11 protein-coding genes and 1 pseudogene are annotated in these 13,537 nt (G+C 47.4%); 6 read left to right on the forward strand and 6 right to left on the reverse strand.

Going from position 1 to position 13,537, the window contains the following annotated elements:
- Positions 1–160 (forward strand): annotated as a pseudogene (locus tag CIK88_RS12560) (IS982 family transposase); the annotation flags it as partial.
- A gap of 392 nt (positions 161–552) precedes the next feature.
- On the opposite strand, the gene CIK88_RS03805 reads toward CIK88_RS12560, so the two are convergent.
- Genes CIK88_RS03805 through dut form a run of 4 tightly spaced genes read right to left on the reverse strand, consistent with a single transcriptional unit; the run spans position 553 to position 5,241 of the window.
- Positions 553–2,169 (reverse strand): murein hydrolase activator EnvC, encoded by a 1,617-nt coding sequence (locus tag CIK88_RS03805; protein ID WP_094434631.1) that lies wholly within the window; start codon positions 2,167–2,169, stop codon positions 553–555.
- Between the two features lie 8 nt (positions 2,170–2,177).
- Positions 2,178–3,029, reverse strand: a complete 852-nt coding sequence (locus tag CIK88_RS03810; RefSeq protein WP_094434635.1) for a DUF4292 domain-containing protein — start codon at positions 3,027–3,029, stop codon at positions 2,178–2,180.
- Positions 3,026–4,759 carry a tetratricopeptide repeat protein gene (locus CIK88_RS03815; protein ID WP_094434637.1) on the reverse strand — a complete coding sequence of 578 codons (1,734 nt, stop codon included), beginning with the start codon at positions 4,757–4,759 and terminating at the stop codon, positions 3,026–3,028. Before CIK88_RS03815 ends, CIK88_RS03810 begins: the two co-directional genes overlap by 4 nt.
- Before the next feature lie 44 nt (positions 4,760–4,803).
- Positions 4,804–5,241, reverse strand: coding sequence for a dUTP diphosphatase (dut, locus tag CIK88_RS03820; protein ID WP_094391750.1), 438 nt, complete (start codon positions 5,239–5,241; stop codon positions 4,804–4,806).
- A gap of 109 nt (positions 5,242–5,350) precedes the next feature.
- On the opposite strand from dut, the gene dgt reads away from it, so the two are divergent.
- On the forward strand, positions 5,351–6,691 hold the full coding sequence (gene dgt / locus CIK88_RS03825; RefSeq protein ID WP_094435026.1) for a dGTP triphosphohydrolase: 1,341 nt from the start codon (positions 5,351–5,353) through the stop codon (positions 6,689–6,691).
- Between the two features lie 170 nt (positions 6,692–6,861).
- Here the strand turns inward: dgt and CIK88_RS03830 are convergent, their stop codons facing one another.
- Together CIK88_RS03830 and CIK88_RS03835 are read right to left on the reverse strand one after the other, a co-directional pair.
- Entirely contained in the window at positions 6,862–7,866 is a 1,005-nt protein-coding gene (locus tag CIK88_RS03830) for a GNAT family N-acetyltransferase (RefSeq protein WP_094434639.1), read from the reverse strand.
- A 42-nt stretch (positions 7,867–7,908) separates the two neighbouring features.
- Positions 7,909–8,733: a glycerol acyltransferase gene (locus CIK88_RS03835; RefSeq protein WP_094391748.1), complete on the reverse strand. Its 825-nt coding sequence runs from the start codon at positions 8,731–8,733 to the stop codon at positions 7,909–7,911.
- A gap of 741 nt (positions 8,734–9,474) precedes the next feature.
- Between CIK88_RS03835 and mraZ the strand changes: the two genes are divergently transcribed.
- From mraZ to CIK88_RS03855, 4 genes are read left to right on the forward strand one after another with little or no spacing between them, the layout of a single operon-like run.
- Entirely contained in the window at positions 9,475–9,930 is a 456-nt protein-coding gene (gene mraZ, locus CIK88_RS03840) for a division/cell wall cluster transcriptional repressor MraZ (protein WP_094391747.1), read from the forward strand.
- Positions 9,931–9,936: 6 nt separating this feature from the next.
- Positions 9,937–10,854, forward strand: coding sequence for a 16S rRNA (cytosine(1402)-N(4))-methyltransferase RsmH (rsmH, locus tag CIK88_RS03845; protein ID WP_094434641.1), 918 nt, complete (start codon positions 9,937–9,939; stop codon positions 10,852–10,854).
- Positions 10,855–10,866: 12 nt separating this feature from the next.
- On the forward strand, positions 10,867–11,355 hold the full coding sequence (locus CIK88_RS03850; protein ID WP_254046324.1) for an FtsL-like putative cell division protein: 489 nt from the start codon (positions 10,867–10,869) through the stop codon (positions 11,353–11,355).
- A gap of 8 nt (positions 11,356–11,363) precedes the next feature.
- Entirely contained in the window at positions 11,364–13,508 is a 2,145-nt protein-coding gene (locus CIK88_RS03855) for a penicillin-binding protein (protein WP_094391745.1), read from the forward strand.
- The last annotated feature ends 29 nt before the right edge of the window (positions 13,509–13,537 follow it).

Raw genomic sequence — 13,537 nt, forward strand, 5'->3', positions numbered from 1 at the left:
GAAGAATACGGCACAGATTGTACATTCACGCCATAGATCTGTAAGCAACTTTATCATGAACCTTATTTCTGCCTTGGGAGCATATTGTTTCTTTGATAACAAGCCAAAGGCATTGCAAGGATACTGCATCGAAGACACGAAGCAACTTACATTGTTCTAAGGACAGAATAATCTCTTTCGATTCTTTATATATAGCCCATGTCTGATGGTATGGGAAGAGAATTCACGTATCTGTCTTCACATGCAACTAATCGCTATTTTATCCCGAATTGGGGTAATTTTTGTTTACTTCGTGTGAACATCCGACATAATTACAGAAAAAATCGCGGTGTTCGAATGGTGTTAGAAAACACGGGAGTTCAAGTTATCTTACACCCTACTAAATCACTATCTCACAACCGTTTAAACCATAGTGGTGTTCGAGTGTTCGAAATAAATATGAAAACTGAAATTTAGAGTAGCTTACCTCTAATGCACTTTGGTAAACAACATCCCCCAATCAGCCAAACGACCAATTGGGGAATGCTATGTTCATCTATTGCGAGACCTCTACTATCTTCCGAGCCATGCTTCAGGATTGAGCTTAGCCGTTTCCTTACGTAATTGGAATTGCAGAATATTGTCTTGACCAATACGTCCAAGGGGTTGACGAGCAGTCACTTTCTGTCCACGGTGTACGTTGACCGATGACAAATTGCAATAAACAGAGATGTAACTGCCGTGACGCACCATGACAATGACCGTGCCTCCGAAGCTGAAGACACCACTCACTTCACCATCGAAGATGCTTCGTGCCTGTGCGCCAGCCTGACCTTGTATATTAATACCCTTATTGTCGAGGCGAACGTTGTTCAGTCCCTCTACATTATACTGACCGAAATGGCTGACGATGCGGTAGCCACCCGTGATAGGCATGGGCAGTCTGCCTCGGTTGCTCTCAAAGTTACCACTGATGCGCCGGTCGTCGCTGCTCATGTTATAGAGCACCTCATCCGATTTTTTCTTAGCTTCTGCCACCTCCTGTTTATGTCGTTTGGCATCTGCGGCAGCCTTACGCTCGGCAGCAATACGAGCCTGTGATGCTTCGTGGGCTGCACGATCGGCAGCATCACGCGCTTTCTTATCGCGAGCCGCCTTGACTTCTGCACGTGCCTTGTCCTCAAGAGCTTTAGCCTCGGCAATGCGTCGCGCGTTTTCGCGTGCAGCCTCTTCGGCCTCCCGCTTCTTGCGAGCCAGTTCTGCATCACGCTTGCGTGCAGCTTCGGCAGCAGCCTTGCGCTTGGCCTCTGCGGCGGCTCTTGCCTTTTGTCTTGCCACTTCTTGGGCAATCAGTCTGTCAATCTGCGCATTGATAGCAGCATCCTTCTTGCGTTGTTGGTCAATGACCCGTTGGATGGTCTTCTGCTGTTTTTGCAACGAAGATACCACATTCTGCTGTTCGGCCTGCTTACCTTCCAGCGAACGTTTCTCACTCTCACCACGAGTCAACAGTTTGTGTTTTGCATCGCGAGCACCAGCCAGTTCGCTGCGCTTGGCAGCAACTTCAGCCTGTTTCACTTTCACATCTTCACCCTGCGAACGCTGATAGGAGGCATATTCCCTCATGAATCGCAAGCGTCGGTACATTTGCGAGAAACTGCTGGCACTAAAGATAAACATCATCTGGCTCTGTACAGATCGATTGCGGTGCATATAGCGCATCGACTTGACATAGCGTTGTTTACACAGTTCCAAATCCTTTTGCAAGGCATCGAGCTCCCGGTTCATTGTCTGTATTTCCACATCAATATTGGAGAGATCGCGACGTATGGTGTCGATGGTGCGACGCTTCGAGGCAATCTCGGTATTGATGATCATCAGATTCTGCAAACGTTGTTTCACATCGCGCTCGTTGCTACGCAGTCGTTGTTCCTGCAGTTTGATCTGTCGCTGAATATTCTTTCTTTGATTCTGCAGACTCTGCACCGACTCTGGTTGGCGCGTTGTCTTACGTTTTGCCGCAGCATTTCCTGTTCGCTTCCGGGTAGATGTTGCTTTGCCCGACGCAGTTTTTTTGCGCTGGGCACTTGTGGTTGTAGTTCTTGCCTTAGGCTTTGCGGTACGTTTCTGCTGTGCCGGCACTACCACAAAGGCAAAGGCAAGAAGAGTGAGTATAATAATTCGCTTCATTCGCTATATTAGAGAGCCATAAAGCGGCGGAGGATTTGATCGACCGTCACCTCACGGTATTTGGCAGAAACCTCTGTTCTGGTTTCCCAGTTATCATCATTCGACAGATAGTTGAGCGTCATTCCAAACTTCACTTCCTTATCTGGAGTGCGGAATGTGATGGCGTGTGTATAGGGGAAGAGACGCTTGCTGGTCTGCTTGAAGTTGCTATAATCCCAGTTCAACGAGTAGTTGCCACGGATTCTGTCTTCATAGACAATATTAGCCATCTTCACCTGTGCGCCCTCCTTATCAGCCAGCCAACGATAGCTGAGCTTATCTTTTGCAAAACTGATAACGGCATCGTCTCCATAGAGATCGGTAGTAAAATTCTTCAGCATCTCATCGGTCATCGCAGTATTGCCCGGCTGGAAGAGTTCATTCCAGAAGAGAGCCTGCAGCGAATAGAAGTTGAGTCCGCTATTGCGCATGAAGTCCAACTGATTGTAGTTGGCTTTGAGATACTGCTTGTTGATACGGTCCATGATGAGGACATAGTCTTTGGTGAATTCCAGTCTGCCTGCCTCCACAAATCCAAAGGCTGTGAGTTGCAGACGGATCACATCATCGCGCTTCATCTTGAGGTTGCCGGTGAGGGTGAGATGCTGATTGCCCACCTCTACAGAGAACTTCACTTTAGATGTGATAAACTTGGCATACTGCGCATTGTCAGTAACCTTTTGCAGGAATTCCTGCTGTTGGGCGGTAGCCACTGGTGCCTTCGAGGCATTGTCCTTGACGGCTTTTTTCTGAGTTCCGCAGGATGCGAGGGCAAATGCCACTGCCAGTCCTGCAAGTTTCATCATGCTGGTTGCTTTCATTCTTTTACGTACTTCTTTAGTTTAATTTTACGTGCTATGATTTTTAAACGGTTATCTTCTGATCCGACTGTTTGTCGGGTTCGTTCCAAAGCTTGCTTCCAATACTCGACCGCCTGCTGCTTATTGCCTACATGATAATAGATGTCTCCGGCATGTTCCAACAATACTGCCGATGTGTCGGAATCGCATTGCAGGGTCTGGTCTATATAGATTTTGGCTTCGGCATAACGTTTCTGCCGAAAGAGAATCCATGCGTATGTATCGAGGAACGTTGCGTTTTTAGGTTCAGCCTTTACGGTTTTGAGCGACATTTGCTCGGCTTTATCGAGCTGCTGGCCGGTTTCTGAGAGATAATAGGCATAGTTGTTGAGACATCCCACATTATCTTCTTTCCATTGCAGACAGGAGTCATAAGCCGCATAAGCCTCTTTGTCGAATCCTTTCTGATGGTAGATATCCCCCATGACAGCATAGAAATCGCTGACAATATCAGGATCGCTGTCCTGTGTGATCACTCCGATGCCATTCTGGAAGGCATTGAGCGCCTCGTCAAGTTTGTCTTGTTGATAGTAAGCCACACCCTGATAATAATAAAATGCCATTTCATCGGGATTGTAGAGGCGTGCCCCCTGACACAGACTGACCACTCGCGGCATATCCTGATCTCGCCAGGCATAATCAACGAGTTGCAATCTTGCTGCTGCATTATCCGGTGTTTCTGCAATAACACGGTCGAGCACAACGGTAATCGTGTCGCGTGGCATATTCTTTAGCGTCATATAAGCGACACAAAGCATGGCAACATCAGCATCGAGAGGCTTTTGCTCAAGCATGCGGTCAAAGAGGTAGAGCACACGAGTGGAGTCACCGCCATTCTGTTCGCTCTCTGCAATTTCTTGTCTCATGAGCGACACCCTATCCTGCGAAGTAGCATTTTTACTGACCAGGACACGCTGCATCAGCGAGTCAACCACATCAGGGTCTCCATGTTTCTGCTCGTATTGCAACAGGGCAAGGAGTGTGAAACGGTTGTCGGGATCCTGTTCAAGGATTTCATCATAGATGTCGAGTCCTTTTTCTTCCTGCCCATTATTGATAAGCGCCTGTGCATAGAGTCCCCTGTAATTCAAATCATTAGGATACTGATTGGCAAGTTTCTGCATCTCACGGATGGCAGCTTTCTTATTGCCGAGTTGGGTATAGTATCCGCTTTTCTTCAATGAGAACTGTGTACTTCTGCCTTCCATCACCTCCAAGCGGTTGAGTGTTTGGATGGCAGATTTGTAATCTTGCTGGTCTTCATAAATAGACACCAGTGCACCAAGCACATCCTCTCTATCGTGGTTAGCCTCATAGATACGGTTCAACACCTCGATGGCTTTGGGGTAATCCTGCTTGCTGAGATACAGATTGGCGAGTATTTCTTGATAGGTAGAAATATCGGGATCGAGCGAAGCAGCCTTTTCCACACAACGTTGTGCCTTGTCGTTTTCCTTCAAAGCATCATAGTATTGTGCCAGAAAATACCATGCTTCAGACTTGGTAGAGTCTATATCGACACAATGGCGCAACAGGTCGAAGGCCGCATCGTTGTTGCCTTTGACACGCTGGTTGATGGCTTCAAGGAAGAACGCATCGTATTTTCTCGATGTATCCTCATCGGTCTGTGCTGTTACAGCCGTGCAGACCAGAGCCACTACCAATAGAATGATTGTATATCTGCGTTTCATGTATCTTCTTTACACTAACATCTCGTCTGTTACTGCGCTACTAATTACTTCACGCCAGTATGACCATACCCGCCTTCGCCACGCTCGGTTTCATCGAGTGTTTCTACGAGTGAGAACTCTACTTGCTCATATCGTGCCACTACCAACTGGGCAATGCGCTCTCCGTCGTTGATGGTGAAGTCTTCCTGCGATAAGTTGATAAGCACCACACCAATCTCACCGCGATAGTCGGCATCGATAGTGCCAGGGGCATTAAGTACGGTCAAACCATGCTTCAGCGCTAATCCGCTACGGGGTCTTACTTGTGCTTCATAACCCTCAGGCAATGCAATATGCAGTCCGGTGGGTATGAGCCGACGCTCCATAGGATGGAGCACAACAGGCTCTTCAAGGTTGGCACGGAGATCCATTCCCGCACTTTGCGATGTGGCGTATGTGGGCATAGGTTGGCGTCCACGATTGATAGCGTTAATTTTCAGCATTTGTTGGTTTATTTATATTAATGTGCAAATTTACAGAATTCCTATCAAACTGCCATCGTTTTTTGCAGAAAACTTTGTAGGTTTCATACTTTTTAGTAACTTTGCCATCATGGAATGGACTAAACTCATATCAAACAAACGCCTCGGACAGGAGCATCGCCACACCGAGCGCCACGACGACCGTACTGAATTTAAGCGTGATTACGACCGACTGATATTCTCGGCGCCCTTTCGACGACTGCAAAACAAGACGCAAGTATTTCCTCTGCCGGGTAGCGTCTTTGTTCACAATCGCCTTACCCACTCGCTGGAAGTGGCAAGTGTGGGAATGTCGTTGGGCAACGATGTGGCGCAAAGACTTATTGCCGAGAAGCGTCCCGAACTGAAAGATACCCTTTTTGAACAGATTGGGCAGATTGTTTCAACGGCCTGTCTGGCACACGATTTGGGCAATCCGCCATTTGGTCATAGTGGCGAGAAAGCCATTCAAACCTTCTTTACCGAAGGCGAAGGACTGCAACTGAAACCGTTGGTAAGTGATGCATTTTGGGACGACATCACCCATTTCGAGGGTAATGCCAATGCTTTTCGCCTGTTGACCCATCAGTTTAAGGGGCGGCGCACAGGTGGTTTCGTCATGACTTACAGCACGCTGGCAAGTATCGTAAAGTACCCTTATGCCTCATCGGCAGCTGGCAAGAAGGGCAAATTCGGCTTCTTTCAGTCAGAACAGGATTTCTACCAACGAATTGCCGATGAAATGGGGATAATTCGCTTATCCCACACAGAAGAGCCCTTGCGGTACGCACGCCATCCATTAGTCTATTTGGTAGAGGCAGCCGATGACATCTGCTATGAAGTCATGGATATTGAGGATGCTCACAAACTGAAGATTCTATCATACGAAGAGACCGAGCGTTTACTGCTCAACTTCTTCGACGAAGCCACCCAGGCGAAGATTCGCCAACGCATCGACGACGAGGCGTTGCAGGACACCAACGAAAAGATTGTGTATTTGCGTGCTTGCGTGATAGGAAAGTTAGAAAACGAATGTGCCAACGCATTTGTCGAAAACGAAGAAAACATTCTCAACGGTACGTTTACCGGCTGTTTGATAGACCACATCCATCCCACTCAAAAAGAGGCCTACCGCCGGTGTGCTGAACTTTCAAAGGTGCGCATCTATCGCAGCCGACCGGTTCTTGACGTGGAGCTTTCGGGTTATAAGATTATGGAAACGCTCATGAAACAAATGACCGAAGCCGTCATGCATCCCGAGCGTTACTATTCACAACAGCTCATCAGTAGGGTTTCCAGCCAATACGATATTCAGGCCGACAACCTTGAAACACGCATCATGGCGGTTATCGACTATATTGCAGGAATGACCGATGTTTATGCACTCGATGTTTATCAGAAGATCAACGGTATTTCACTACCTATCGTATAAGCCAAACTTGATTGACGCATCGGGAGTGGGCTAAAGCAATCAGCTCCTTTCTCGATTAGACCTTTGAGCCAAAACAGCAAAAAAACATCGGTTCCATCGCAATTCTCCCACTATCATTCAAGGATATTTGCAATGGAACCGATTATCTGAAAATCCATAGAAGGCGCTCCTTATTCTCCTTGGGGCGTCTTCTCTTTATAGATAACATTATTAGCGCCGCTTGTAATCTTCAAAGCCTCAGGATGCGACTGAACAAACGAGTCGATATGGCGCTGACGCTTCTCTTCAAGTATTTCGTCAACGGCTATAAGGATTCCCGTTTCCTCCACATCGCCAAAACCATAATTGATGGCTGTGCCAAAGAGTTTCATGGTGGGCGACAAACTCATATAAGCATTAACCAATGGGGGAATATTATAGCCCAACTTTCTAATCTCCCGATTGAGGATACGATAGTCATCTTTAAAGTCCTTGCCAGAGAAGAGCGCCTCAAATTCGCGCACGTCAGACTCCAATTGCAGCGGTTTCATCGGGATAATGAGATGTTCTTTATCGTCGAAATGCTTTTTCAAGAAATAGAGAATCATGTCGCGTCCCTTACGGATATAAGAGGGGTACATGGTCATTTTTCCGAAATAGTAGCGTATATTAGGACGAATAACCGTGAGTGCGCCAAGTCCATCCCACAGGTTATCAAGTGCGAAGAGACTCTTGGCGCCCATGCGAGACGACTGATAAGGAAGCGAGACAAACGACCGACCGAGTTCTACGGTCTGGGGTGCATAGTCTTTGATAAACTTTTCAGAGAAATGGAACATGTGACTGGTGGCAAGAATAGGTTGTCCCTTGTCATCATATTCCCAGTCAGTACCCAGCAAATAACGGTAACCTCCGATAATCTCTTCCGCCTCCGGGTTCCACACGATGAGCTGTTTGTAGCATCGCTCGCACGTATCAAACTCGTCGATATCGACTTCCTTGCCAGTTCCTCCGCCAGCCTCGCGGAAAGCAATCTCTCGCAGTCGCCCGATCTCCTGCATCACGTTGGGTGCATTGTGTGCGGTAATGACATAGATTTCATTGTTGCTCTTGTTGGTCATGCGAAGGCGCTTGTCGGGCGTCAGTTCGCTTTTGAGCACTTCCTTGTCAATGGGTTGAATAATTGGCTGTTCCATTTGCTTATCTGTCTGTTAGCTATAAGTTGTTCTTCTGTTGGTTTATAGACTATACACGATATCTTGCACATATTGTGCCCATTCCATCGGTGTTTTCGATTTATCAAAGGTTTGCCAGGGAATAGGCTTGCCTATTTTTATTTCGAAGTTTTTGCCTACGTTCTTATACATTTCATCTACAAGGAAAAGCATGGCAAGGTTAAACTTCAGATGTTTGTCGCTAAAATTAGCCAAACGATAGAAGAAATCAGAATTTTGCCCACTGAAATGGATGGGCACAATATCGCGCTGATACTCCACACTCTTGACAATAAAAGTCTTGCTCCATGCCACATCGCGAATCACGCCGTTTCGGCGACGTGAACAAATGCCCGCAGGATACATCAGCATGTGGTTGTCGCTTTCAAAGCCAGCTTTCACCATTGCCGGGAAGTTACGGCCTTGTTTACCCGTTTTGTTGATAGGAATGCAAAGCGGAGCCAGTCCTGGAAGATTCATCAGCAGGTCATTGACGAGATAACGGAATCGACTGTCGTAATGACGACCGATAATGGCGCCGAGCGCTACACCATCTTCTCCGCCCAACGGATGGTTGGAAACAAAGGTATAGAGGCGGCCGTCGTTGGGATCGGGAAGATTCTCTTTACCCACGATCTTGATGGTCATTTGCAGATATTCGACACAAGCTTCGAGCCATTCGGTACCTGTTTTATGGCGGCTTTCCCACAGGAATGCGTTGACGCGATCCTGATGCACAATACGTTTCAGCCACGATACCAATGGGCGGGGCACCCATTTGGATTTGGCGCCCAACTTATTCTTGAGTATCTGGTCAATATCAATCGTTTTCTCTGTTATCTGATTCATTTCTCTCTTACATACATACTAATCAGATGCAAAATTAAGAAATTAGTTTGAGAAACAGCACATTTTTTCACGAAAAACTTTTAATCTTCGTGTTTTTGTAATCACATTGGGCGTTTTTGCAACATTACTCAAATAGCAAACAGCATAAAACAACCACAAAAACGAGCAAGAAACTGTCTGCCTAACTCGGTTATCAACCAACTTTTTGATTTGTTCTGCATCGACAAGTTTCCCATTTTCTTCCCATCATTCTCCCTTCACTTTCTCATAATCAACCGCAAGTTTTGGGACTTACTTGGGACTTACTTGGGAGATACATCGGACTCAGTTGAGAATTTCATCGAAAGAATACAAGACTTTCATCTGACTCTGTTTTGAGTTGCCCACATGCTCCTGCGGGCGACTTCATCCCGAAGGCATCCCGAACATATCCCGAAGACAAAGGGTTTGATGAAGTTCGTCAAAATGCAAGTTAAAGTTTCGCTTGCGAGAGCTTAACGCCAAGACTTCAAAAACACAATACGCTTTACTGTAAAACCGAACCTCAATATTACGAAAAACGCTCCACCGGAATGTCACTTACAAATATTTAAGAATACCACTATAAATCAACCACTTACAAACTATTAACATTATACCTACAAAAATAATCATAAAAAAAGTGGGGAAATGTGGGGAAATATGGAGGATTTTGTTTAATTTTGCAAGCGAGAATTAAAATCATATTATAAATAAGTACGCATGCGTTTTTTAGGTAATATAGAAGCAAAGGCTGACGCCAAGGGGCGTGCATTCCTGCCTGCAACATTCAGAAAAGTATTGCAGACTGGGGGTGAAGAGCGTCTTGTGCTAAGAAAAGACGTGTTTCAGACCTGCCTCGTGCTCTATCCCGAATCTGTATGGAACGAGCAAATGGACAGCATGCGCCAACGACTGAACCGCTGGAACAAGACCCAACAGCAAGTGTTTCGACAGTTTGTGAGCGACGTAGAACTTGTCAGCCTCGACGGAAACGGTCGTTTTCTCATACCCAAACGCTTCCAACGGATGGCTAATATCGAACAAGAAATCCGATTCATCGGCATGGGCGACACCATCGAAATATGGAGCAATAGCGAGGCAGAACAGCAGAAAATGAGTGCCGAAGACTTCGGAAACGCACTCGAAGAACTGATGACAGACAACGATAAACTCTAAACCGACATGGCAAAAACGGCAGAAACATACCACGTACCTGTGCTCCTCAACGAGAGCATCAACGGACTTGACATCAAGCCCGACGGCATCTATGTAGATGTGACATTCGGCGGAGGTGGACATTCGCGCGAAATACTGCGTCATCTCGGTCCCAATGGACATCTCTACAGCTTCGACCAAGATGCCGATGCAGAGCAAAACATCGTGAATGACGACCGTTTCACCTTTGTCAGAAGCAACTTCCGCTACCTCTGCAACTGGATGCGTTACTATGGCATCGACCATATCGACGGGCTGTTGGCTGACCTTGGCGTATCAAGCCACCACTTCGACGACGAGACCAGGGGCTTTTCCTTCCGATTCGATGCACCATTGGATATGAGAATGAACAAACGCGCAGGTACGACTGCAGCCGATATTCTCAACAACTATGCAGAAAGTCAGTTGGCAGACATCTTCTACCTCTACGGAGAAATGAAGAGTGCACGACGCATCGCCGCCGCCATCGTCAAGGCAAGAGCCGCTCACCCCATCGTCACAACAAGCGACCTGACCACCGTCATCGAACCGCTAATGCGCTCCGAGCGGGAGAAAAAAGACATGGCAAGACTCTATCAGGCACTTCGTATCGAAGTCAACCATGAGATGGACGCCCTTCGCGACATGTTGCTGGGAGCAACCCGAATGTTGGGAAAAGGCGGAAGACTGAGCGTCATCACCTACCACTCATTAGAAGACCGACTCGTGAAAAACGTGATGAAAGCCGGTAATGTGGAAGGAAAAATAGAACAAGACTTCTTCGGACGCATCACCAGCCCATTCCGGTTGGTCAACAACAAGGTCATCACACCCTGCGACGAAGAACTTCAAAACAATCCCAGAAGCCGTAGCGCAAAACTGAGAATAGCAGAGAAAACAGAATAACACCACAAGAAAATGACAAATAAAGATTCAGACATCATTCTCGACGAGAATAAGGAAACCACAGAAGACGCCGCCGTCAGTAAAAAACAGATGCGCGCCGAAAAGGCAGAACAGCAGCTGCAAGAGACGCTGAAGAAGATACAGGAGACGGCACAGGACAGCGATACCCATCCCGGACAACAGCTCAGCATGAAGAGCGTATTGGGTGGCGACTTCCTGACGGCAGACTTTGTGCGCGCTCAAGTCGGACTGATTCTCCTCGTGGTGGCATTCACACTCGTCTATATCGCATTCCGCTATCAATATCAGCAAGACATGGTAACCATACGAAAACTGGAAATTCAGCTCAAGGATGCTAAAAACAAAGCATTGGCAGCATCGAGCACGCTCACCGAAAAATGCCGTGAGAGCCATGTACTCGAAACACTTCAACAGAACAAGGACTCGGTATTACACATAGCCGACCAGCCACCATATATTATACAAGTGCCCGAAAACTAAACCCGTCAATGAGTAAAATAAACAATAGCAGCATAGCACAGCGGTATTTCTGGATCGCTTTCGCACTGGTAATCGTATTCATTATGATTATCGGAAAGGCATTCTATACCATGACGGCAAAGAAACAATACTGGATAGAGGTGGCAAGCAGACTCAAGAGCGACAGTATTACCGTCAAGCCCAACCGAGGAAATATCCTCAGTTGCGACGGACAACTCATGGCAAGTTCTATTCCCGAATACAAAATCTATATGGACTTCGGTATAGATAACGAGGACCAAGACTCGCTATGGAACGACAAAGTGGATTCTGTCTGCACAGGTCTCAGCAAGATATTCCCTGAGCGTTCGGCTGCGGAGTTCAAACGACATCTCGAAGAAGGACACAACAAAAAGGCACGCCACTGGCCCATTTGGCCCAAACGCATCACCTACAACACCTATACGGAGGTGAAGGCGCTGCCGTTCTTCTCACTCTCGAAAAACGCAAGCGGATTCCACGAAGAGGAATTTAATGCACGCCGGCGCCCATTCGGATCACTGGGCGAACGCACCATCGGTTCTATGTATGGCGCAAAAGACAGCGCCAGACTCGGACTGGAACTGGCTTACGACACAATTCTCCGCGGAACACCAGGTCTCAATAAGCGACGCAAAGTGCTCAACGCACAACTGAACATTCCGGTCACGCTACCCATCGACGGATGCGACATCGTCACAACTATTGATGTCAACATGCAAGACTTGGCAGAACGCGCACTCGTGGCAGAACTGAAAAAAGACAACTGCGACCTCGGCGTTGCCATCCTCATGGAAGTGGCGACGGGCGATATCAAGGCTATTGTCAACATGGAGCGTTGCCCAGGCGACGTATTCCGCGAAACAAAAAACTTTGCCGTGGCTGACCTGCGCGAACCTGGATCGGTATTCAAAACCGCATCTGTCATGGTGGCGCTCGACGACGGAGTGGCTGATACCGCACAACACATAGAAACAGCTGGAGGCATCTGGCCCATGCACGGCGCACAGATGAAAGACCACAACTGGCGAAAAGGCGGTTATGGCTACATCTCTCTCGGACGTGCGATGGAAGTCAGTTCGAACATCGGTATCAGCCGAGTGATCGACGAAAACTACGGCAACCGACCTGAGAAATATGTGGAAGGAATCTACCGCACAGGACTTGCAGCCGACCTCAAACTGCCCATTCAGGGATATGCAAGACCTCACATCCGCATGCCCAAGAAGAACAAGCGAGGACAATGGCTCAACTGGAGTAAGACCGCACTACCGTGGATGTCGATAGGATACGAGACTCAGCTTCCACCAATATCCACACTCACCTTCTATAACGCCATTGCCAATGATGGTGTGATGATGCGCCCACGCTTTGTGAAATACATCATGAAAGAAGGGAAAGTCGTAGAGGAATATCCACCGACGAAGGTCATGGAGAAACGAATGGCTAAAATGAAAACCGTGAAAATCGTGCAATCGCTACTCGAACGAGTGGTCAGCAAAGGCACAGGTAAGAAAGCCGGATCGAGAATGTTCCATGTGGCGGGAAAAACCGGAACCGCACAAGTGGCACAGGGTGGCGGTTATAAAACAGGAGGTATTGCCTATTGGCTTTCATTTGCAGGTTATTTCCCCGCAGAAAAGCCACGCTACTCCTGCATCGTCTGCATCAAAAGATCAGGATACGGTGGTTCTGGCGGTATGAGTGCCGATGTGTTCCACCAGATTTCAGAAGGTGTAATGGCGCGTAACCTCAAACTCGGCATCAACGATGCCCATGACGAAAACTCCATAGTAATACCCGATGTAAAACGAGGCGATATGGGAGCCGCCGGCTATGTATTGAGCCATCTCGGCATTAAAACCTCAGAAAACTGGAGCGGATCGTATGCAGACGGCAACCCGATATGGGGCTCAGCCGAACGTCATAGTAACAAAGTGGCTCTCCACAAACACGACGTAGGCAAGGGTATCGTACCCGATGTTGTGGGCATGGGCGCCAAAGATGCAGTTTATCTGTTGGAGTCAACAGGAATGAAAGTAAAGCTCCAAGGCCGTGGGCATGTCAAACGACAAAGTTGCCAAGCCGGACAGAAACTACAAAAAGGAACCGTCTGCACCCTGATATTGGAATAAATAAACATATGTTGAACTCTTATATAATA

Source organism: Prevotella sp. P5-50 (assembly GCF_002251295.1).
Classification (GTDB): domain Bacteria; phylum Bacteroidota; class Bacteroidia; order Bacteroidales; family Bacteroidaceae; genus Prevotella.